Here is a 21617-nt window from a genome sequence, read left to right as displayed (position 1 = left end):
CCTCAGGCGTCTCCGCGAAGGGCCGCGAGGAGCGCGTCGCAGAAGGCGGGCAGGTCGTCGGGCCGGCGGCTGGTCGTGATCCCGCCGTCACTGACGAGTTCCTCGTCGACCCACTCCGCGCCCGCGTTGACCAGATCCGTCCGCAGACTCGGGTAGGACGTGATCCGGCGGCCGCGGACCACGTCGGCCTCGACGAGCATCCACGGCGCGTGGCAGATGGCGAACACGGGCTTGCCCGCGTCGACCATCTCGCGCACCAGGTTCACGGCGTGGGAGTCCTGCCGCAGCGCGTCCGGGTTGGCGACGCCGCCGGGCAGGACGAGCACGTCGATGTCGGCGGCCGAGGTGTCGGCGCTGATCCGGTCGACGGCGTGCGTGCCGGCCGGGTCGAGGTGGTCGACCAGCCCGACCTCGCCGGCCTCGGTGCTCACGAGCACCGGCGTGTGACCCGCCCCGGAGACGGCGCCCCACGGTTCGGTGAGTTCGACGCGCTCGATGCCCTCGGAGGCCACGAGGAAAGCGACGGTTCGGGTGTCGGTTCGTGCATCCTGTGTCTCGGTCATGTCCCCGATCGTGAGGGCGGACACCTGCCCTCGCAACCGGTCCCCGCGACGGTGGACCCCGCAGCGTGGGTCCGGCACCATACCCCCATGGGACGACGAGATCGGATGGCCGCCAACGGACGTCGCGGCGCCTCGCGACGCGGACGCGGGTGCGGGTGTTCGCTGTTCGTACTGCTCCTGCTTCTGGTGGGGCTGGTGGTAGCCGCGGAGCTCGGGGCCCGCTGGTACCTGTCCGACCGGGCCGAGAGCGAGGCGTCCGCCCGGCTCGACGCGCCGGTGTCGGTGGGGTTCGGCAGCACTCCCGTGTTGTGGGATCTGGCCACGACGCAGTCCGTGGGGACGGTCCGGCTGACATCCCCCGGCACCGCGACCGTCCCGCGCATCGACGTGACCGGCCACGCCGTCCGGTTGGTCGACGGCGGGATCCGCGCCGACACCGCCGACGGCATCGCGGTCCTCAGCGGCGAGCAGCTCGCGGCCGCCGCCGCGCAGGGCAACCCGGCGGAGGGCTCACCCGTGGCCGGCCTGGCCGAGGTCCGCTCGGTGCACCCTGACCCCGCCGCCGGCCTGCTGCGCGCGGACGTCGGCGGGATCGCGGAGGTCGGCGTCGTCCCCGGCGTGACCGACGGTCAGCTGACCCTCACGCCACAGCAGACCTCGCTCCTCGGGTTCGACCTGCCGAACGGCCTGTTCTCGGGCATCACGGGCACCGTCGACTCGACCGTCGCCTCGCTGCCCGACGGCGTGGTGATCGAGGGCGCCCGCGTGGTGCCGGAGGGCCTCGAGGTCGCGCTCGGCGGGCAGGACGTCGTCCTGCAGTAGCAGCGGGGGCGCCGCGCCGGCGGGCGCCGCGCTAGCGGGTGTCCGCGCCGCCCGCGGTGTCCGCCGTGTCCGTCGAGCCCGCCCTGTCCGCGCCGCCCGCGGTGTCCGCCGCGTCGACCGTGTCGGCCGGCGCGCACAGTCGGGTCGGTTCGTCCCGCCCCCGCACGACCTGCGAGCCCACCTCGTCCCAGCGGCCACGCTCGACCTCCGCGGCGGCGTCGGTCGCCGCGCCCGAGGCCAGGACGAGCCCGGGCCGGTCCTTGGCCAGCTCGCACAGGCGCGCGGCCTCGTTGACCGCGTCGCCGATCACCGTGTACTCGAAGCGGTCGTCCGAGCCGACGTACCCGGCCACCACGTCGCCGAACGACGCTCCGATGCCGGCGCGGCAGTCGGGCACCCGCTCCTGCAGCCGCCGCCCCAGCACGCGCGCACACGCCAGGGTCGCGGTGGCCGGGTCCGCCATCGACCGCGGCGCCCCGAACACCACGAGCGCGGCGTCGCCCAGGAAGCTGTCCACGATGCCGTCGTACTCCTCCACGGTCTCCACCACCACGGAGAAGAACTGGTTGAGCACGTCCACCACCTCGGAGGCCTCGGACCGCACCGCCATCTCGGTGGAGCCGATGAGGTCCACGAACACCACGCCGACGCGCGAGTCCTGCCCGCCCAGTTCGGGCTCGTGGAGTTCGGCGGCCTCGGCCACGTCGCGGCCCACGTGCCGCCCGAACAGGTCCCGCAGCCGCTCGCGCTCCTGGAGCCCGGAGGCCATCTGGTTGAAGCCGCGTTGCAGCTCGCCGAGCTCGGTGCCGTCGTAGACCACCACCCGCCGGGACAGGGTGCCGGCCGTGATGTCCTCCATCGCCCACCGCACGCTGCGCAGCGGGCCGATCATCGAGGCCGTCGCCAGCGAGATGAGGAGGAACCCGGCCAGCAGTGAGGTGGCACCGAGGACGATGACGACGACGGCGAGGCGTTCCAGTGACAGGGCGCGGCCCGCGAGGGTGTAGATCGCCACGATGATCAGGCCTGTCACGGGGACCCCGCTGCCCAGGGCCCATGCCACCCGGAGCCGCGTCATGGCGCCGAGGAACCGGGCCCGCGGCGCCCTGCCGGTGGACAGCGCGACCGCCGCGACGGGACGCAGTCCGAAGTCGGCCAGCAGGAACGCGACACCGCACACGACCAGGCCGGCGAACACGATCGTGAACCCCACGACCGGGATCGACGACGGGTCCACCACGCCGTACGCGGGGGTCACCACGGCCGCGCCGAGCAGCCACAGGAACGCCTGGATGAGGGTGATGCGCCCCGGCAGCCGGAGGGTACGGATGCGCTGCCGATCAGTGGGTTCGTGTCCCTCCAGGAACCAGCGGACCCGCCGGTAGACGGCGCGGGTCACCCACACCGTGCCCGTGATGACCGCCAACGACACGTAGACGGGCACGACGATCACGGTGGGGACGAGGAACTCCCGCGAGAGCAGCGCCGGGCCGGGCAGCACGAAGAAGACCAGCGTCACGGCGACGGCGACGCCCACGAGGTTGGAGCCCAGTAGCGACAGGATCAACAGGATCCGGACGCGCCAGGCGCGGATCCGGGCGGATTCCCGCTCCCGTCCGAGCAGCACCGACCCGAGCTCCGGGCGGCGCAGTAGGGACAGGTCGAGTCGCACGATCTGTATGGTGCCACCCCGCACCGACACTCGTGATGTCCTCGTCACACCTCTCTCGGCGAATGGGGTGCGCGGTCCGTCGGCGAGTAGGGTGGTCCGAGGACGGCCCGCACCACTCTTGCCTCGGGCCGCGGCCTGTCGACCATCCCGTGGTCGCGCACCGGACGCACCGCCTCAGCGGCGATGCGGATCTCCGTGAGCGCGCCGGGCAAGACGCCTTCCTCTATGTTCGGAGCACTTCCTCTTGTCACGTTCTTTCGCCGATCTCGGCGTTCCTTCCCCCCTGCTCGACGTCCTGAACGGCGCGGGCATCAGCACGCCCACGCCCATCCAGTCGGCGACGCTGCCCGACGCCCTGTCCGGTCGTGACGTGCTCGGCCGCGGCCGCACCGGCTCCGGCAAGACCTACGCGTTCTGCCTCCCGCTCGTCGCGCGCCTGGCCGCCTCCGGCGGTCGCCGTACCCGCAACGCGCCGCGCGGCCTCATCCTCGCCCCGACGCGCGAGCTCGCCCGTCAGATCGACGAGACCCTCGCGCCGCTCGCCAACGCCCTCGGCATGAGGACCACCGTGATCTTCGGAGGCGTGTCCCAGGGCCGCCAGGTGGACGCGCTGAACCGCGGCGTCGACATCGTCGTGGCATGCCCCGGTCGCCTCGAGGACCTCATGGGTCAGAAGCACTGCCGCATGGACGCCATCGAGATCAGCGTCCTCGACGAGGCCGACCACATGGCCGACCTGGGATTCCTGCCCGGCGTCACCCGCATCCTGTCGGCGACCCCGGCGGACGCGCAGCGGCTGCTGTTCTCCGCGACCCTCGACTCGGGCGTGCAGAAGCTGGTGACCAGGTTCCTCACCGACCCGGTGGACCACTCGGTGGACGACGGCTCGGCGACGCCCGGCCCGACCGCGCACCACGTGTTCCACGTCGACGCCGACGACCGCGTCCGCGCCCTCGCCGACCTCGCCGGCGCGCACCCGCGGACCGTCATGTTCACCCGCACCAAGCACGGCGCCAAGCGCCTGGCCAAGCAGCTCACCGGCCGGGGCGTGGCGAGCGTGGACCTGCACGGCAACCTGTCGCAGAACGCCCGTGTGCGCAACCTCGACGCGTTCTCCTCCGGCGAGGCGACCGTCCTCGTGGCGACCGACATCGCCGCCCGCGGCATCCACGTCGACGACGTCGGGCTGGTCGTCCACGCCGATCCGCCGGCCGAGCACAAGGCCTACGTCCACCGCTCGGGCCGCACCGCCCGCGCCGGCGCCATCGGCACGGTCGTCACCGTGGCCACCCAGGACCAGGTCCGAGAGGTCCGCTCGTTGCTGCGCGCGGCCGGCGTGACCGCGGGCGAGATCGACCTGCCCGTGGGCGCGGACGCGGCCGCCGCGTTGGCCGACGCCCCCGAGCCGCCGGCCCACGTGCCGTCCGACGACGGCGCGGAGGGCCAGTCGGTCCGCGGTCAGTCCCGTCGCGGTCGTGGGCGGGATCGCCAGAGCCAGAACCGCCAGCGCGCGGGCCAGCAGGCCGAGGGCCAGGAGGGCCGGGGTCGCGGCGGGCAGTCCCGCGGCGACGGCCGGCGCAGCGCCGACCAGGACCGCCAGGTCCGGGCGGGTCGCGATCGCGACGGCTCGGAGCGCGGTGGCCGCGACCAGCAGGGCTCCGGCGGTGGCGGCGCTCGTCGTCGTCGCCCCCAGAACAGCGGTACCCCGAGGGCCGCGCGCCAGGGCTCCGCTCGTCAGGGCTCTGCGCGACAGGGTTCGGGCGCTCAGCGTTCCGGCGGCCATGGCTCCGGCGCGCAGCGTTCCGGCGGCCAGCGGTCAGGTGCGCAGGGCTCCGGCGCGCGCAGCACGGGTGCCCGCCAGTCGATCGGGCAGGCCGCCGGCAGCCCGCGTGGCGACCAGCGGCGACGGGCCACCCGCTCCGCCGGCTGAGCGGCTGTATCTGCCCGGCCGAGCGGCTGAGTCTGCCCGGCCGGGCGTACGCGCCACCTATCCGAATGCGCGCCGCCTACGGGATCCGCTAGGTGGCGCGCATTCGATTAGGTGGCGTTTAGGTGGCGTTGCCGTGTGAGGCTCATGCGCTGCGCCGACTCGTGTTTTCGCGCCGGGCAGACGGCTCAGCCGAAGATGGTGATCGTCTGGCGGCTGATCGCGAGCAGCTCGCCGTCGGGCCGCCACACCATCGCGTGAGTGTGCGCGTAGCCGTCCCGGGCGGCATCGGTCGTCGCGGCATACGCCAGGTTCGCATCGGCCGGGACGACGTCCGGGCCCACCTCGGCGACGAGCTCGATGGTCCACGTGAGGCTGCTGCCTGGCGCGAACCCGTCGAGCATCTGGAGCGGCGCCGGCGGCCATGCGTCCGTCAGCAGCACCAGGTGCTCCTCCTCGAGCCGCTCCGGCGCCTCACGCAGTGCGGTCCACCCGGACAGGTCCGCCGCCTCGGCACCGCTGAACGGCAACTGCCCGCCCACCTGCCGCAGCTCGACGAACCGGTAGAACTCCGGCGTGAGATCCTTCATGTAGGGGAACGGCTCGATCGCCGACGGGTCGCCCAGCTCGGGCATCGGGTGCGCGGGCGGCACGGAGATCGACGACTCCCGATGCCTGCCGAACGCTGCCAGCGCCGTCGCGACGATCGCGTCGGACTGCCGGACCGTCGCCTGGCACTGGGTGACGTTGGAACCGACACGCAGGATCTCGGCCTCGACCTCGACGGGGCCGGTGGCCGCGGGGCCGACGAACGACACGGTGAGCGACCGCAACGGCGGGACCCCCACCGGGCTACCGGTGCTGCCCGCGAGATCGCGGAGCTTCCCCTTCATGGCGGCCAGCAGCAGGGCCCCGGTGAGCCCACCATAGATGGCCCTTCCCTGCGTCCAGCCCTCTTCGACCTCGACAGTCCCACCGTGCGCGGCGGACTCCAACATGCTCGTCAGCGACATGCGGCATAGTCTGCCACCGCCGCTCAGCGAGCCTTCGGGGAGTGCTCCCCCCGGCTGCGGCGAGCCCGGCCCCGGGCCTTCCGGACCCCGGCCAGCGCGGTGGCCAGCCCGGACATACGCGGGCCGTGGCCGAACATCTTCTCGCTGCGGGTCTCGGGGGCGTCGTCGGCGGTGCGGCGCAGGTAGCGGTCCGGCAGCGACAGCCGCGCGATGGTCCGCCACGACTGGAGGTACTGCTTCCACAGCGGACCGGAGACGTACGGCAGGTCGTAGCGGGCGCACAGATCGCGGACCTCGAGTGAGATCTCCGAGTACCGGTTGGACGGCAGGTCGGGGAACATGTGGTGCTCGATCTGGAACGACAGGTTGCCCGACATGAGGTTCATGGCCGGCCCGCCGTCGAGGTTGGCGCTGCCGAGCATCTGCCGCAGGTACCACTCGGCCTGCGTCTCGGTCTCTACGTCCGTCATGGTGAACTTCTCCGCGCCGTCCGGGAAGTGGCCGCAGAAGATCACGGCGTTGGTCCACACGTTGCGGATGATGTTGGCCGTGACGGTGGCGGTGAGCGCCTGGGGGCCGCTCGGCCCGGCGAGCACGGGGAACAGGACGTAGTCCTTGAGGATCTGCTGACCGGCCTTGCGGAGGAACGCACGTGCCTTGCGGCGGTCCTCGGGGGCGGCGTCCCGGTCGAACGCGGCGCCGAGGGTGACGGCCTGCAGGCCGATCCCCCACTCGAAGCCCGCCATCAGGGCGGCGTTGACGGCCATGTTGGCGAGGAACCTCGGCTGCCACGGCACGTCGCGGGTCACGCGCAAGACGCCGAACCCGACGTCGTCGTCCATCCCGACGATGTTGGTGAACTTGTGGTGTAGGTGGTTGTGGGTGTGCTTCCAGTCGGCGGAACTGCCGACGAGGTCCCACTCCCAGCTCGTGGAGTGGATCTCCGGATCGTTCATCCAGTCCCACTGGCCGTGCATGACGTTGTGGCCTATCTCCATGTTCTCGAGGATCTTGGCCACCGCCAGCGTGCCGGTCCCGAGCGCCCACACGGTGCGGTTCCGCGCACCGAAGTACAACAGGGCGCGCGCACCCAACTCCAGCCCACGCTGCAGCTTGATGACGGAGTGGATGTAGCGGTAGTCACGCTCCCCGCGCGACTCGATGACCCGGGCGCGGATGGCGTCGAGCTCCCGCCCGAGCTCCTCGATCTGGTCGGGGCTCAGGTGGGCGTATTCGCCGACGTCGGAGATCGCCATACACCCACAGTAGGCGTGCCACGGCGCCCGCGGCTACGGCTCGGAGCCGGGTCGGCCCTCTATCGTGATCAAGCGCACGCCGAGCGACCACACCAGTCACTCCAGACGCGCCGTTCAGTCACTCCGGGCGCGCGCCTCAGTCATTCCAGGCGCGGCGCAGCACTTCTAGGGTCCCGTGGATCCGCTCGACCGTCGATCCCACGGGCGCGATCATCAGCTCGTCGGCGCCCGCGCGACGGGCGAAGTCGGTGAGGTAGTCGCGGACCGCCGGGCCGTCGCCGCACGCTGTGTAGGAGATCATGTGCAGGATCTGGCGGCCGCCGGCGGACTCCATGATCATGTCCAGCTCCTCGTCGCTGAACTCGCGACCGCGGCCGGCCATGAGCTTGACCCGCTGGCGGCGGTACCACTGCAGTTCGCGCCCGGCCCGCTCGGCGTCGTCGTCGGCCACCACGTTGACCGCGGCGATCATGTACGGCTCGGCCAGCTGCTCGCTGGGCTGGAACCGCTCGCGGTACACCGCGGACGCCTGCTCCAGGGCGTCGGGCGCGAAGTGGGAGGCGAACGCGTATGGCAGTCCGTAGGCGGCGGCGAGCTGCGCGCCGAACAGTGACGAGCCGAGGATGTACAGCGGGATCCTGGTTCCGCGCCCGGGGATGGCGGCGATGCCGCGGGTGCGGGCGAAGTCCGACGGCGAGTCTCCGAGGAAGGCCTGCAGTTCGCGCACGTCGTCGGGGAAGTTCTCGGCCGCGGACGGCTCGCGGCGCAGCGCGCGCAGCGTCTGCGGGTCGGTGCCCGGGGCGCGTCCCAGTCCGAGGTCGATGCGGCCGGGGTGGAGCTCGGCGAGCGTGCCGAACTGCTCGGCTATCACGATCGGCGCGTGGTTGGGCAGCATCACACCGCCCGAGCCGAGCCGGATCGACGAGGTGTGCGCGGCGATGTGCGCCATGAGCACCGCCGGCGCCGACGAGGCGATCGACGGCATGTTGTGGTGCTCGGAGTACCAGACCCGCTCGTACCCCAGCTCCTCCGCCTTGCGCGCCAGCTCCACCGAGTCCTGTAGCGCCTCCCCCACGGTCTGCCCGGGACGGACGGTAGCGAAGTCGATCACGGACAGGGGCAGGGCGCGGGCGCCGGGGGAACCGGTGTCAGGGGACGTCATGCCCCGTGCAACCCGGGCCGCCGGCGCGCTATTCCTGTCGGGGCCCGGCGGGGGGCACACTGGGGGCATGCCCACCGCCGCTGACCGCCCCGCCGCTGACCGCCCCGACGCCGGCGCCGCCGACAGCCCCGCCGACGTCGCCCGCCTGGTGTCCCTCATGCGAGAGACGGGACCGCTCGTGCACTGCCTGACCAACTCGGTGGTCCGCCAGATCACCGCCGACGTGCTGCTCGCCGCGGGCGCGGCGCCCGCGATGGTCGACCACCCGGACGAGGCCGGCGACTTCGCCGCGATCGCCTCGGGCGTGCTCGTCAACGTCGGCAACCCGACCGCCGAGCAGGTCGAGGGCATGCACGCCGCGATCGCCTCCGCCCGCGAGGCCGGGGCCCCGTGGGTGCTGGACCCGGTCGCGGTGGGCGGGCTCGTGCTGCGGACCCGCCTGTCCACGGCGTGGTTGGAGTCGGGGCCGGCCGCGATCCGGGCCAACGCCTCCGAGACCATCGCGCTCGCCGGCACGGGGGCGGGCGGCCGGGGCGTGGACTCGACCGAGGAGGTGGCCGCCGCGGAGCCCGCCGCCCGGGATCTCTCCGCGCGGTCCGGTGCGGTGGTGGCGGTGACGGGGCCGCGGGACCTCGTCGTCACACATCACGACGGCCTCGAGCGCGCGACGTGGGTCGAGTCGGGTCACCCGTTGCTGCAGAAGGTCATCGGCACGGGGTGCGCCCTGGGCGCGCTCACCGCGGCCTACCTCGGTGCGGCGCGCGCGGCCGGTGCCGACGACCACGACGCGGTGGTCGCCGCCCACGCCCACGCCGGGGCCGCGGGGACGGTCGCCGGCCGCACGTCCGCGGGTCCCGGCAGCTTCGCGGTGGCGTGGCTCGACGCGCTGTACACGCTCACCCCCGAGGACATCGCGGGCCTGGTCACGGTGACCGCGGAGTGAGCGACGCGCGGCCCGACCCTGCCGTGGGCGAGGCTCAGCCCGACCGCGGCGCCGACGTCGACTGGCGGCTCTACCTGGTCACCGATCCGCACCTCGGCGGCGGGCGCGACGCCGTGCCGGGGATCGCGTACGAGGCGGTGCTCGGCGGGGTGGGCGTGGTCCAGGTCCGGGACAAGGAGGGCGACGACGACGAGTTCGCCATCCACGCCGTCGCCGTCGCCGAGGCCGTCGCGAGGGCCTGCACCGAGACGGGCCGGGGCGTCCCGGTGTTCGTCAACGATCGCGCGGACGTCGCGCGCGAGCTGGGGCTGCACCTGCACGTGGGGCAGCGGGACATACCGTTCGCCCGGGCCCGCTCGGCGATGCCGGACCACCTCATGGTGGGGCTGTCGATCGAGTCGGATTCCCAGCTCGCCGCCGCGTTGGCAGGCCCGGGGCCGGTGCCGGACGTGATCGGGGTGAGCCCGGTGTGGGCCACGGCGACCAAACCCGACACCGCCGCCGCGCTCGGGCCGGAGGGGGCGGACCGTCTCGCCCGCGCCGCGCACGTTCACCGCTCGGCTGGCGGCGGTGTTCGCGAGGCGGACGGTGGAGTCGGCGGCGCGGCCGGCGGTGTCCGCGCGGTCGGGATCGGCGGGGTCACGTCCGCGACCGTCGCGCGGCTGGCGGCCACCGAGCTGGACGGGATCTGCGTGGTCTCGGCGATCATGGCCGCCCCGGACCCGCGGGCCGCCGCGGCGGAGCTGCTCGCGCGCTGGGAGGCCGGGGAATCGGTCCCGCCGGAGCGGTAGCCCGCGTAGCGTCTGCGGGGTGAACAAGAGGACGCCGCTCGAGATCACCTCCATCGAGTTCCCCAGCACCTCCATGCCCGCGACCGCCGAGTTCCTGGAGACCGTGTGCGGCTGGTCGCCCACGGTCTACGGGTCCTCGTTCACCAGCCTGATGGGGGGCGGCGTGGACGCGTGCATCCAGGGCGATGCCGACGAGCAGTCCCCCGCCCCGCTGCTCGTGATCCGCGTGGCCGATCTCGAGGAGGCGCGTCAGCGGGTCGAGGGGGCCGGCGGCACGGTGACCTTCGGGCCGATCGACTTCCCGGGCGGTTGCCGCTTCCACTTCCGCGAGCCGGGCGGCAACGAGCTGGCCATGTGGGTGGCCCGCTAGACCGACCGGGACGTCGGTCGAGCCCTCACCGCTTCTGCTCGGAGTAGTCGGCGAAGCGTTCGAGGTCGCGAACGTGCCCTGAGACGATGATGACGTCGTCTGCGCCGATGATGGTCTCCGGCTGCGCGTACTGGAACGGACCGCCCGGTGTCTTGATGCCGACGATGTTGACCTTGTGCCGTCTGCGGGGATGGCAGTAGTCGATCGAGTGGCCGATGACGTCCCTCGGTGGCCGCATCTTGACGATGGCGAAGCTCTCGTCGAACTCGATGAAGTCCATCATCTGATTGGCCACGAGGTGGGCGACCCGGACCCCGGCGTCGTGTTCGGGGAACACGACATGGTGGCAGCCGATACGGGTGAGGATCTTCCCGTGGGCCTGGTTGATCGCCTTGGCCCAGACCTGGTTGATACCGAGGTCGACGAGGTTCACCGCGACCAGCACGGACGATTCGATCGACGTGCCCACTCCCACGACTGCGGTGGAGAAGTCCCGGGCACCGAGCTGTTGTAGCGCCTCGATGTCCGTGGCGTCCGCCTCGACGACGTGGGTCAGGGCGTCCGCGTATCTCTGTACGAGTCCGTGGTCACGTTCGACGGCGAGAACTTCGCGGCCCTGTCCGACGAGTTGGGTGGCGAGGGAGACGCCGAACCGGCCCAGGCCGATGATGAGGACTGGGGACTGGCGGCGGGTGCGATCAGCCAATGATCGGCCTCTCTGTGGGTAGGCGATACCTGGTCCGCTTTGCTCGCATGGTCAGCGCGGTGGCGAAGGTGATGATGCCGACTCGTCCGGCGAACATCAGCCCGGACAGAAGGTACACCCCCGCCGGCTCGAGTTCAGCGCTGAGACCTGAACTCAACCCGCAGGTGGCGAAGGCGGAGATGGACTCGAACAGGGGGCGCCCGAGATCCTCTCCGGTGAGGATCATCAGGGCCAGGGCGGAGCCGGCGACCAGCGTGAGTCCCATCCCGGCCACGGACACCGCGACCCGGATCGAGGAGGTGGGCAGGGCCCGCCCGTGGGCGGTGGCGTCCTCCCGGCCCCGGGCCTCGGCGAGGAAGGCCAGGAAGATGACGGCCAGGGTGGTGACCTTGACGCCGCCGGCGGTCGAGACCGAACCGCCCCCCACGAACATCAGGGCGTCGGTGATGAGCATGGTCGACGCGGTCGTGTCGATGGGGTCGATGATGGCGAAGCCCCCGGAGCGCATCATCACCGAGGCGAACACCGACTGCTGCAGTTTGTCGACCACGCCCTCGCCACCGAGGGTGGCCCCGTTGCTCCACTCCAACGCGGCGAATCCCAGGGCACCGACGAGCATCAGGAGCACACTGACCTCGACCGTGAGTCGCGTGTGGAGATTCCAGCGTCCGAGGTGCCACTGGTGCTTCCACAGCACCAGGAGAACGGGAAAGCCGAGGCTGCCCAGGAACACAGCACAGATGAGCGCCCAGAACACGACCGGATCGTCCGCCACCGGCGCCAGGCCCCCGGGGTCGAGGACGAACCCGGCGTTGTTGAACGCGGACACGGCATAGAACACGGCGTGCCAGAGCCCCTCCCCGAACGATCCGTGGTGGGCGATGAGACGGGGTGCGAGGACCAGCGCGATGACCAGTTCCACCAGGGCGGAGGACACGACGATCGTCGTGATCAGCGATCGGACCTCCCCCAGTCCGCCCGCCGACATCCCCGTCTGTGCGAGGAGCCGCGTGCGGACGCCGAACTGTCTGGTGACCGACAGGGCCAGCAGAGACGAAATCGTCACGATCCCCAGGCCACCGACCTGGATGCCCGCGAGGATCACCACCTGACCCGCCGGAGACCAGTGCGTCGCGGTGTCCACCGTCGTCAGGCCGGTCACGGACACTGCGGAGGTGGCGGTGAAGACCGCGTCGTGCAGGTACGCCGGGTCATCGGAGGCGGTGGCCCACGGCATCATCAGCAGCACCGTGAAGACCACGATCGCCGCGGCGAACGCCAGCAGCGCCGAGCGGGCCGGTGAGCTGTACGTGAACGCGCGGACCGCCCGTGCGCCCGAGGACAAGACGCCCGGGATCGTCGAGACCATGTCGAGAGAGTAGACCCGGCACTCTCCGCTCGCCGGAGGCGCCCAGGGACAGGCGGCGGACGACCGGCGATGCGCGGCGGGTGGCGGGCGGCGGGGCGGAGTCAGCCGCCCGCCGCGAATCCCTCGGAAACGGCCAGGCGCGTGAGCTTGTCCGGATTGCAGTGGAAGTACAGGCGGTCCACGCGTCCGTCGACTGCCCCGACCTGCACCACGCGCCGGACCCCGCGGGACACCAGGGCCATCGCGAGTTCGCCGTTGACCTCGACCGGGGCGATCTCCCCCTCGGCGAGCTCCATGGCCTTGACCAGGAAGTACGCGCACTTGCGGGCGCCGACGATGTCGCGTCGGGCGGCGTTGACCTTGCCGCCTGCGTCCGACAGGACCCGGGCGTCCGACGTGAGCACGGCGATCGTCTGCTCGAGGTCGCCGGAGATCACGGCCTCCACGAGCCGGGCGATCAGCTCGTCCGGCGCGGGCTCCGGCGGGCGCAGGTCGGTCTGGAGCCTGTGCCGCGCGCGGCTGACCCACTGGCGCACCGTGGGCGCGGTGGCGTGCAAAGCCTCGGCGATCTGGGCGTAGGGCAGGTCGTAGGCCTCGCGCAGGACGAAGGCGGCCCGCTCGTCGGGCCCGAGCTGCTCGTACGCCAGCAGGACCGCGATCCGTAGCTGATCCCGCTGCTCGGCCAGCTCGGCCGGCAGCAGCGCGGTGTCGACGGGTTCGGGCAGCCACGCCCCGATGTAGTCCTCGCGCTTCCGTCGCCGGAGGCGGTCCAGGCACAGGCGGGTCGCGACGGTGGTCAGCCACGCCTCGGCGTTGCGGGGAGCGTCCGACGGATCGAGCGCCACGAGTCTGGCCAGGGCCTCGTCGGCGGCGTCCTCGGCGTCCGCCCAGGTGCCGGTGATGCGGTAGCCGATCCCGAGCAGGCGGGCGCGGATTCGCTCGAGCGCCGCCCGGTCGAACGGGGCAGCGCCGGGCGGGGCCGCGCCGGGCGGGGCGGCCTGCTCGCCTGTCGACGCGCCCGTTCCGGCGAGGACGCCCGCGGTCATCGCGGTCTCGTCGGCTCGAGGTCGCTCGGGATCAGCCCGCGTAGCGACCCCGGGTCCTTTCGGGTGGCGATCGCTATGCGGTTCCATGCGTTGATGGTGACGACGTCCATCAGCACCTGTCCAGTCCCGCTCTCACCGCGGTAGCGCGCCACCTCGTTCCACACCTCGTCGGGGACGGACTCCTCGCCGTCGATGCGGGTGACGGCGTCTGCGAACCGCAGCACCGCCTGCTCGTCCGCGGCGAACTCGTCGGTGTGGGAGGCCCAGTTCTCGGCGGCCGCGATCCGGTCGGTGTTCCACCCGTCCTTGCGGGCGTCGCGGCGGTGCATGGCCGCGCAGTAGCGGCAGCCGTTGACCGCCGAGACGCGCAGGCGGATGAGGTGACTGTCGTCCCGTGAGACCCGGGCCCGGGTATAGGCCTCGAGCGCCAACATCGACGTCATGGCGCCTGCGCTGACCTGCTTGCGCTGGTCGTTCCTGCTCTGTGGTGTGCTCATGTCCTGTCGACGCACGAGCATCCGGAAACGTGACAGCGCCCCGGGTTCCGGTCAGGCCGTTTCGTCCTGCAGCCGCTTCGCGAGCAGCTTCTTGCCCTGCTCGCCGGCCTTGAGGTCGTTCGCCTGGATGCGGCGGAACCAATCGGCCAGCTCGGTGTCACCGGCGGACTCGGCGTCCTCAATGTACTCGTTGAGCTGCCACGCCATCTTGAGCGAGGCCTCCATGACGGCGATGAGGTTGTAGTTCCGATCCTTGACGGGGCTCTGCGGTTCGGTGGTCATGCTGATACCTCCCGATATCGGTCGACTGTCGAACGTGCGGCACCGGTGTGCTCGGCACTTTCCACGGAAAGAGCCGACGCATCGCCTCGCCACCACGGTTGTGACCCACGACACTTCGGTTTACGGTGGCCACATCGACAGACCCGCGCGACGAGGAGGACATCATGGCCACCTGCGATACCTGCGGTAACGACTACGACAAGGCGTTCACCATCACCCAGGGCGACCGCTCCGGGACCTTCGACAGCTTCGAGTGCGCGGCCCACGCCATGGCACCGACCTGCTCCCACTGCGGCTGCCGGATCCTCGGCCACGGGGTCGAGGTGGATGGCACCATTTTCTGTTGCGCCCACTGCGCCGACCATCAGGGAGCCAGCGGGGTCGCCGACCGGGCGTGAGCCGCCCCTCGGCCGTCCTGGTGGACGTCGACGGCACGATCGCCGTGGCCCACGGACGGAGCCCCTACGACGAGTCGACCGTCTCCGCCGACCTGCCGAACAACGACATCATCGCGGTGGTGCGCGCCCTGTACCGGGACGGGCATCAGCTGATCGTGGTGTCCGGACGCACGGAGGCCGCCCGCGCGGACACGAGTGCCTGGCTGGAGCGGCACCTCGGCGTCCCGATCGACGCCGTGTACCTGCGGTCGGTGGGGGACCGCCGTCCGGACGTCGTGGTCAAGAACGAGCTGTATCGCCGTCACATCGAGCCGCGGTATCGCGTGTTGTGCGTGCTCGAGGACCGCTCCCGCGTGGTGGAGATGTGGCGAGGTCTCGGCCTGACGTGCCTCCAGGTGGCGCCGGGCGATTTCTGAGCGCGGCACGCCGCGGTATCCGAGCGCGGCGCGCCGCGGTTTCCGAGCGCGGCACGCCGCGGTGCCCGGATCCGCGGGCCGATTCGGGGAGATTCCCTATAGCGCTGCGTCGTGGCCGGTCATAGCCTTGGAGGCATGGCCGAGCCCGACGACCTGCTGCTCTCCGACGCCGAGCGGCTGCACGCCCTCACCGTGCTCGGCGACCACTACGCGTCGGGCCGGCTGGACGACTCGCAGTTCCACGCCCGCTCCGGCGACGTGGCCGCGGCCCGCACACTCGGACAGCTGAGCGACTCGTTCGCCGACCTGCCCGGCGGGACCCCGCTGACGTCGGTCGACGGCATGATCGTGCAGTCGGCCACGGCGGGCGGTGGGGAGATCGCGCTCTCGTCGTCGTCGCCGTCATCGCCCCTCACGCCGACTCCCACCGGCGCGCGGACGCCGGCCACCCGCGACGCCGACGCCGACCTCGAGGATCTACGCCGCCGCGGCAAGCTGGTCGAGTCGCTGGACGGTGTGGTGATCGGGCTGACGCTCATCACGTTCCTCGTCCTGCAGATCGTGGTGGACTGGCAGTACGCGTGGATGGTGTGGCCGTCGCTGGTGCTCACGCTGGGGATCCCGCGGCTGGCGCTGCGGTACACCGACTCCGACGAGAAGACGTACGAGAAGCTGAAGAAGGCCGACGAGAAGGCGCGCGAGGAGAGGCTGCGGGCGGCGTCCGAGCGGATCCGCGAGCTGGGCGACGGGCGCGAGAAGCAGGACTGAGCGTCGCTCCGGCCCGCTGAGCTCGGGCGGCGGCTGGCTTAGCGGAGCGCGCGACGACCATCGAGAAGACAGTTCGGCACAAGGCCACTCGGCCGATGCGGGCGAAACTGTCTTCTCGACGACAGCGGGTGACCGCGCGGCGCGCCGCGACCCGGCGCGGGGTCAGGTGTCCTCGAGGGCGACACCCTTGCGCTCGGGGAGGGTGAAGGCGGCCAGGGCGGCGACGACGAAGGCCGCCGCGAACACCCCGAAGACCATCACCGTGTCGCCCAGATCGAGCAGGAACGGGACGAGCAGTGGCGCGATGATGGAGGCGATCCGCCCGAACGCCGCCGCCGCGCCAGTGCCGGACCCGCGGGTGGCGGTGGGGTAGAGCTCGGGGCCGATCGCATAGAGGGCGCCCCACGCGCCGAGGTTGAAGAACGACAGCGCCATGCCGGCGGCGATGATCGTGGCCGGGGAGTTCGCCAGGCCGAACAGGCCCGCCGACGCCGCCGAGCCGACGAGGAACACCGCAAGCGTGACCCGCCGCCCCCAGACCTCGATGAGCCAGGCGGCCACTGCGTAACCCGGCAGCTGGGCGAGCGTGATGATGAGCGTGTAGCCGAACGACTTGACCAGGTCGAAGCCCTGCGAGACGAGCAGGCTGGGCAGCCAGATGAAGGCGCCGTAGTAACTGAAGTTGATGCCGAACCACACGATCCACAACGCGGCGGTGCGGCGACGCAGGCGCGGGGACCAGATCGACTCGCCCGACTCGGCAGGCGCGGCGGGTGCGGCCTCCGGCGCGGTCGCGGCGGCCTCGGCGTCAGACCGACCGGTCGTGGGGACGCCAGCCGCGGCGGCGGGCGGGGGCGTGACACCCGCAGAGGCCTCGTACTCGCGGACGATCCGCTCGGCCTCGTCGCCGCGGCCCCGCGACTCGAGGTAGCGCACCGACTCGGGCAGGCCGAAGCGCACGACCAGTGCGTACGCGGCCGGGACCAGGCCCACGGCGAGCGCCCAGCGCCAGCCGTCGTCACCGACGGGCACCACGAAGTAGCCGATGAGCGCGGCCAGGATCCATCCGACCGCCCAGAACCCCTCGAGGATCACCACCACGCGGCCGCGGATGCGGCGCGGCGCGAACTCGCTGACCAGCGTCGAGGCCACGGGCAGCTCCGCGCCCAGGCCCAGCCCCACGACGAACCGCAGGACGATGAGCATCGCCACGCCTGTCGACAGCGCCGCCGCGCCGGTCGCCAGGCCGTAGACCAGCAGCGTCGCGGCGAAGACCTGTCGGCGGCCGATCTTGTCCGCGAGCAGCCCGCCGAACGCGGCGCCCAGCGCCATGCCGACGAAGCCGATGGACCCGATCCAGGACAGCTCGGTGGGCGTGAGCGACCAGTGGACGGCGAGCGCCGCCATGACGAAGGAGATCAGCCCCACGTCCATCGCGTCGAGCGCCCAGCCGATGCCCGAACCGAACAGCAGTCTGCGGTGCTTGCGGGTGAACGGCAGGCCGTCGAGGCGCTCCGTGCGGGTCGTCATGTCGGCAACGCTACTTGCCGCGCCCGGCCCACCGGTGAGCCTCCCGGACTGGACATGGACGCTTGTCCGAGTAGAGTGGTCACAACTGTGTTGTAGATCACACGCTCGAGGAGCGTCCCGTGAGCATTCCCGAATCGGCCGCGGACGCGGCCCCCGCCTCGAACGCGGACTTCGCCGTCGTCATCCGAGGTGGCACGGTGTTCGACGGCACCGGCGCGCCCGGGGTCCGCGCGGACATCGGGATCCGCGACGGCGTGATCGCGGCGATCAGCGCCGCGCCGCTGCCCGTGGCCTCCACCACGCGCGTGGTGGACGCCGAGGGCCGGTGGGTGACGCCGGGCTTCGTGGACACCCACACCCACTACGACGTCGAGCTGCTCGTCTCCCCGGGACTGGGCGAGTCCGTGCGGCACGGGGTGACCACCGTCCTGGTGGGCAACTGCTCGATCTCCGGCGTCTACTCCGGCACGGTCGACGTGGCGGACCTGTTCAGCCGCGTCGAGGCCCTGCCGCGCGGCTCGGTCCTGGCAGCGCTCGAGGAGAAGAAGACGTGGTCCGACCCGGCGGCGTGGCGGCGCGCCGTCGAGGACCTCCCCCTCGGTCCCAACGTGGCGTCGTTCCTCGGCCACTCCGACGTGCGCGCGTCCGTGATGGGCCTGGGCCGGTCGACCGATCCGAAGCACTCCCCCAGCCGCGAGGAACTGCGCGAGATCGACCGCCGCATCACCGCCGCCCTCGACGCCGGGTTCCTGGGCGTGTCCACCATGACCAACCCGTGGGACAAGATGGACGGCGACCGCTACCGCTCGCGGACGCTGCCCTCCACGCACGCCTCGTGGGGCGAATTCCGCCGGATCAGCCGCCTTCTTCGTCGTCGTGACCGGGTCCTGCAGGGCGTGCCCAATCTCAACACCAAGGTCGACGTGGCTTTCTACGCCGCGACCAGCACCGGGCTGTTCCGCAGGCCCCTGCGCGTCTCGCTGCTCTCGGCCGCCGACACACTCGCCGAGCCGTGGGTCAACCGCATTTTCCGGCCCATCGCCTGGGCCGCCAACTCCCTGGGCAAGGGCAGGTTCGTGTGGCAGCACCTGCCCACCACGTTCAAGGTGTGGGCCGACGGGATCGACCTGGTGGTGTTCGAGGAGTTCGGCTCCGGCCGCGAGGCGCTGCACCTGGCCGACGAGGTGGCCCGCAACGAACTGCTGCAGCAGGAGAGCTACCGGCGCTGGTTCCGGCAGGACTTCGAGAAGCGGTTCAGCCCGCGCGTGTGGCACCGCGACTTCGACGACGCCCTCATCGTCGCCTGCCCGGACGAGTCGCTGGTCGGCCAGACGGTCGGCGACGTGGCCCGCGCGCGGAAGCTCCACCCGGCCGACGCGTACCTCGACCTGGTGGTGGAGTACGGCACCGAGTTCCGCTGGACTACCACCATCGCGAACGCGCGGGAGAAGGTCGCCAACCGGCTGGTCAACACCCCGGGCGTGACGATCGGCTTCTCCGACGCCGGCGCGCACCTGCGGAACATGGCGTTCTACAACTTCGGGGTCCGGCTGCTCGAGCGCGTCCACCAGGCCCAGCGCAAGGGCCGCCCGTTCCTGTCGACGGAGGAGGCCGTGCACAAGCTCACCGGTGAGCTGGCGGATTTCTACCGCCTCGACGCGGGGCGCCTCCGGATGGTCAACCGCAACGACCGGGCGGTTGCGGCGACGATCATCGGCGGCCGGGTGGTCTGGAGCGACGGCGAGTTCGCGCCGGGCTACGGCCGCGAGTTCGCGGCGGGCCGGTTCCTGCCCTCGGGCGAGACGGTGGCGCCGCGCCCGGTGGAGGTGCCCGGACCGGTGGAGAACCGGGAGGAGACGTCGCACACTTCACTGGTATGAGCGCCACGCCCCTCGACGATGACGTCCGCGACCTGCTCCTCAAGCCCAACCCGTGCGTGATGGCGACCCTGCGCAAGGACGGCTCGCCGGTGACCGTGCCCACCTGGTACCGGCTGGTCGACGACCGGATCCACCTCAACCTCGACACCGGGCGGGTGCGGCTGCAGCACATGCGCCGCGATCCGCGGGTGGCGCTGTCGATCCTCGACGCCGACGAGTGGCACACGCATGTCAGCATCCAGGGGCGGGTCACGGAGATCACCGATGATCCGGACCTGTCCGGTATCGACGCCCTGGCCCGTCACTACACCGGGGAGCCGTATTTCAATCGCGACCGGCCGCGGGTAGACGCCTGGGTGGAGATCGAGCACGTCCACGTGTGGGGCCGACTCCTGCGCACCTGATCCGGTCCGACGCGTGCGGGGGCGGCCCGGCCGCAACGCCCGCGGCGAGCGCGTCGCCGTCCTACGCTGAGTCCACCCTCGCCCCTCGACGCCGGAGGCCCCGTGTCGGACCGCTATCCCCTCGCCGAACTCGCTGACCTGCCCGATGACCTTCGCGAGCGCATCCTCGCCGAGCAGGAGAAGGCCGGGTTCGTGCCCGAGGTGTTCCTGATGTTCGGGCGACGCCCCGCCGAGTCGCGGGCGTTCTTCGCCTACCACGATGCGCTGATGGAACGCGAGGGCAACCTGTCCAAGGCGGACAAGGAGATGGTCGTGGTGACCATCTCCGGGCAGAACAGCTGCCTGTTCTGCGTGGTGGCGCACGGGGCGATCCTGCGGATCGTCAAGAAGGCGCCGATGCTCGCCGACCAGCTGGCGGTGAACTACCGCAAGGCCGACCTCACGCCGCGCGAGCGGGCGATCTGCGACTTCGCGACCAAGGTGAACCTGCACTCCGACGAGCTGGGCGACGCCGACTTCGCCGCCCTGCACGAGCACGGCCTCGACGACGAGGACGCGTGGGACATCGCCGCGATCACCGGGCTGTTCGGGCTGAGCAACCGGCTGGCCAACGCCACCGACATGCGCCCGAACCCGGAGTTCTACCTCATGGGCCGGGTGCCGCGGCAGAAGTAGTCAGTTCTGCTCGGTGACGACCCCGCAGGCCGCGCGGCTACCGCCGTCGCCCGCGTTGCGCGTCTCCTCGTCGGCACCTTCGGGTGCGTAGCGCTCGGGGATGTTGGCGAGGTTGTCCGAGTTCTCGTGGACCATGACGGCCGAGCCGTCCTCGTCGAGGAGCAGGTCGCGGTCCAGGCGGTCGGTGAGCGTGACGATCCGGGCCGTGCCGTCCTCGGTCACGTAGAGGGTCGGCAGGTCCCCGGCGTGCTCGGGGTGGCCGGCTTCGCCGCCGGGACCGGCCAGGTGGCCGCCGGCGGAGAGGAACGCGCCCCGCTCGCCCGGCTGGGTGGGGTTCTCACTGTCGGGCTCGCACAGGCCCGCGCCGTGGATGTGCAGGCCGTGGAAACCCGGCGCGAGCTCGGTGGCCTCGACGGTGACGGTCGTGCCGCCGTCGACCTCGGCGAACTCCGCCGTACCGCGGGCCTCGCCCTCGGGGTTCACCAGCTCGGCGACCGCGAAGACCTCGCCACCGCCGGCGCCACCATCCGCGCCGCCTTCGGTCACGGTTGTCGTCGCGGTCACCTGGGGCTCGACATCGCCCTGAGCCGCCGGTGAGTCTTCTCCGGTGCCGCATGACGCGAGCAGGAGCGCGGATGCACCGAGGGCGGCGAGTGGCATTTTCTTGCGCGAAAGTCGGGCAATGGACACGGCGCGTTCGGTCATGGAACCTCCTCGGACGGCGTCGTGTGCGTCACGGTACCGAGAGACACCGGCGCTGCAACCGCCTTGCGCGACAGCGATTCTCGGCCCAGCGGCACAACCGTGTCGCGCTAGCACAAAATAAGCGTCTACTGGCCTTTTGACCTGGCGATTTGTTGATCTGCCAGCGCAGAATCGGACATTCGCCCTGCAGCGTCCGCGGCCGACTTGTCTCGCCAAGTTAGAGATGCTGGCCTGCAATAACTTTCACGAACGGCGCGAAGCGTCCAGCCACCAGTTTCTGCCCTGTGTGATGTTCGTTACGCAAACTTGTCCGAAGGCTTGCGGAACCTGAGAGCGGGATGCATACTCTTCTCAGTCCCCGCACAGATTCCCTCTGGCCCTCCGCGGGGCATCCCTCCCCCTCGAGCCCCCGGGCTCAATCC

Annotated in this window: 23 protein-coding genes; 11 read left to right on the top strand and 12 right to left on the bottom strand. The window is 71.7% G+C overall.

The genetic code is table 11. The annotated features are described in order from the left end of the window. Positions 1-2 precede the first annotated feature (2 nt). Positions 3-563, bottom strand: a complete 561-nt coding sequence (locus KHA85_RS11880) for a type 1 glutamine amidotransferase domain-containing protein (RefSeq protein ID WP_213185940.1) — start codon at positions 561-563, stop codon at positions 3-5. Positions 564-650: 87 nt separating this feature from the next. On the opposite strand from KHA85_RS11880, the gene KHA85_RS11875 reads away from it, so the two are divergent. Further along, positions 651-1385, top strand: a complete 735-nt coding sequence (locus KHA85_RS11875) for an LmeA family phospholipid-binding protein (protein ID WP_236885588.1) — start codon at positions 651-653, stop codon at positions 1383-1385. A 31-nt stretch (positions 1386-1416) separates the two neighbouring features. Here the strand turns inward: KHA85_RS11875 and KHA85_RS11870 are convergent, their stop codons facing one another. Continuing rightward, complete coding sequence (locus KHA85_RS11870) at positions 1417-3057, bottom strand: adenylate/guanylate cyclase domain-containing protein (protein ID WP_308936941.1); 1641 nt, start codon at positions 3055-3057, stop codon at positions 1417-1419. Positions 3058-3301: 244 nt separating this feature from the next. Here KHA85_RS11870 and KHA85_RS11865 point away from each other — a divergent pair, with 244 nt between their 5' ends. After that, positions 3302-4987, top strand: coding sequence for a DEAD/DEAH box helicase (locus KHA85_RS11865; protein ID WP_213185939.1), 1686 nt, complete (start codon positions 3302-3304; stop codon positions 4985-4987). Positions 4988-5172: 185 nt separating this feature from the next. Here KHA85_RS11865 and KHA85_RS11860 read toward each other — a convergent pair whose 3' ends face one another. From KHA85_RS11860 to KHA85_RS11850, 3 genes are all read right to left on the bottom strand, one after another. Then, a complete protein-coding gene (locus KHA85_RS11860; protein WP_213185938.1) occupies positions 5173-5997 on the bottom strand; it encodes a thioesterase family protein in 825 nt (274 codons plus the stop codon). Between the two features lie 23 nt (positions 5998-6020). Next, complete coding sequence (locus tag KHA85_RS11855) at positions 6021-7253, bottom strand: fatty acid desaturase family protein (RefSeq protein ID WP_213185937.1); 1233 nt, start codon at positions 7251-7253, stop codon at positions 6021-6023. 136 nt (positions 7254-7389) lie between these two features. Continuing rightward, a complete protein-coding gene (locus KHA85_RS11850) occupies positions 7390-8415 on the bottom strand; it encodes an LLM class flavin-dependent oxidoreductase (protein ID WP_213185936.1) in 1026 nt (341 codons plus the stop codon). 67 nt (positions 8416-8482) lie between these two features. Here KHA85_RS11850 and thiM point away from each other — a divergent pair, with 67 nt between their 5' ends. Genes thiM through KHA85_RS11835 form a run of 3 tightly spaced genes read left to right on the top strand, consistent with a single transcriptional unit; the run spans position 8483 to position 10519 of the window. Beyond that, positions 8483-9358 (top strand): hydroxyethylthiazole kinase, encoded by an 876-nt coding sequence (gene thiM / locus KHA85_RS11845; protein WP_213185935.1) that lies wholly within the window; start codon positions 8483-8485, stop codon positions 9356-9358. Then, positions 9355-10149, top strand: a complete 795-nt coding sequence (locus KHA85_RS11840; RefSeq protein WP_213185934.1) for a thiamine phosphate synthase — start codon at positions 9355-9357, stop codon at positions 10147-10149. Before thiM ends, KHA85_RS11840 begins: the two co-directional genes overlap by 4 nt. 19 nt (positions 10150-10168) lie before the next feature. Further along, positions 10169-10519 (top strand): VOC family protein, encoded by a 351-nt coding sequence (locus tag KHA85_RS11835; RefSeq protein WP_213185933.1) that lies wholly within the window; start codon positions 10169-10171, stop codon positions 10517-10519. A gap of 25 nt (positions 10520-10544) precedes the next feature. On the opposite strand, the gene KHA85_RS11830 is transcribed toward KHA85_RS11835, so the two are convergent. From KHA85_RS11830 to KHA85_RS11810, 5 genes are all read right to left on the bottom strand, one after another. Continuing rightward, on the bottom strand, positions 10545-11225 hold the full coding sequence (locus KHA85_RS11830) for a potassium channel family protein (RefSeq protein ID WP_061229958.1): 681 nt from the start codon (positions 11223-11225) through the stop codon (positions 10545-10547). Then, a complete protein-coding gene (locus tag KHA85_RS11825) occupies positions 11218-12594 on the bottom strand; it encodes a TrkH family potassium uptake protein (protein WP_213185932.1) in 1377 nt (458 codons plus the stop codon). Before KHA85_RS11825 ends, KHA85_RS11830 begins: the two co-directional genes overlap by 8 nt. Before the next feature lie 101 nt (positions 12595-12695). Next, the gene (locus tag KHA85_RS11820) at positions 12696-13640 is read right to left on the bottom strand and encodes a sigma-70 family RNA polymerase sigma factor (protein ID WP_213185931.1); all 945 of its coding nucleotides are present in this window, start codon (positions 13638-13640) and stop codon (positions 12696-12698) included. Continuing rightward, complete coding sequence (locus KHA85_RS11815; protein WP_236885587.1) at positions 13637-14137, bottom strand: carboxymuconolactone decarboxylase family protein; 501 nt, start codon at positions 14135-14137, stop codon at positions 13637-13639. Before KHA85_RS11815 ends, KHA85_RS11820 begins: the two co-directional genes overlap by 4 nt. Positions 14138-14188: 51 nt before the next feature. Continuing rightward, the gene (locus KHA85_RS11810) at positions 14189-14419 is read right to left on the bottom strand and encodes a hypothetical protein (protein ID WP_213185929.1); all 231 of its coding nucleotides are present in this window, start codon (positions 14417-14419) and stop codon (positions 14189-14191) included. A gap of 164 nt (positions 14420-14583) precedes the next feature. Here KHA85_RS11810 and KHA85_RS11805 point away from each other — a divergent pair, with 164 nt between their 5' ends. The 3 genes from KHA85_RS11805 (at position 14584) to KHA85_RS11795 (ending at position 16001) form a co-directional block, all read left to right on the top strand. Continuing rightward, complete coding sequence (locus KHA85_RS11805) at positions 14584-14817, top strand: metallothionein (protein ID WP_182642182.1); 234 nt, start codon at positions 14584-14586, stop codon at positions 14815-14817. Beyond that, a complete protein-coding gene (locus KHA85_RS11800) occupies positions 14814-15233 on the top strand; it encodes a phosphatase domain-containing protein (protein WP_213185928.1) in 420 nt (139 codons plus the stop codon). Before KHA85_RS11805 ends, KHA85_RS11800 begins: the two co-directional genes overlap by 4 nt. 135 nt (positions 15234-15368) lie before the next feature. Further along, positions 15369-16001, top strand: coding sequence for a DUF1707 SHOCT-like domain-containing protein (locus KHA85_RS11795; RefSeq protein ID WP_213185927.1), 633 nt, complete (start codon positions 15369-15371; stop codon positions 15999-16001). 162 nt (positions 16002-16163) lie between these two features. On the opposite strand, the gene KHA85_RS11790 is transcribed toward KHA85_RS11795, so the two are convergent. Continuing rightward, positions 16164-17531, bottom strand: a complete 1368-nt coding sequence (locus KHA85_RS11790; RefSeq protein ID WP_213185926.1) for an MFS transporter — start codon at positions 17529-17531, stop codon at positions 16164-16166. 119 nt (positions 17532-17650) lie between these two features. On the opposite strand from KHA85_RS11790, the gene KHA85_RS11785 reads away from it, so the two are divergent. The 3 genes from KHA85_RS11785 to KHA85_RS11775 all read left to right on the top strand — a co-directional run bounded on the left by KHA85_RS11785 (position 17651) and on the right by KHA85_RS11775 (position 20490). Beyond that, on the top strand, positions 17651-19411 hold the full coding sequence (locus KHA85_RS11785; RefSeq protein WP_308936940.1) for an N-acyl-D-amino-acid deacylase family protein: 1761 nt from the start codon (positions 17651-17653) through the stop codon (positions 19409-19411). After that, entirely contained in the window at positions 19408-19815 is a 408-nt protein-coding gene (locus KHA85_RS11780) for a PPOX class F420-dependent oxidoreductase (protein WP_213185925.1), read from the top strand. The genes KHA85_RS11785 and KHA85_RS11780 overlap by 4 nt, the downstream gene beginning before the upstream one ends. Before the next feature lie 102 nt (positions 19816-19917). After that, entirely contained in the window at positions 19918-20490 is a 573-nt protein-coding gene (locus KHA85_RS11775) for a peroxidase-related enzyme (RefSeq protein WP_213185924.1), read from the top strand. Here the strand turns inward: KHA85_RS11775 and KHA85_RS11770 are convergent, their stop codons facing one another. Further along, entirely contained in the window at positions 20491-21195 is a 705-nt protein-coding gene (locus KHA85_RS11770) for a superoxide dismutase family protein (RefSeq protein WP_213185923.1), read from the bottom strand. Between the last annotated feature and the right edge of the window lie 422 nt (positions 21196-21617).

Origin of the sequence: Dietzia massiliensis (assembly GCF_018390595.1) — a bacterium.
Taxonomy (GTDB): domain Bacteria; phylum Actinomycetota; class Actinomycetes; order Mycobacteriales; family Mycobacteriaceae; genus Dietzia; species Dietzia massiliensis.
The sequence above is the reverse complement of the archived record's forward strand: the minus strand, read 5'-3'. Positions and strand labels throughout refer to the sequence as shown.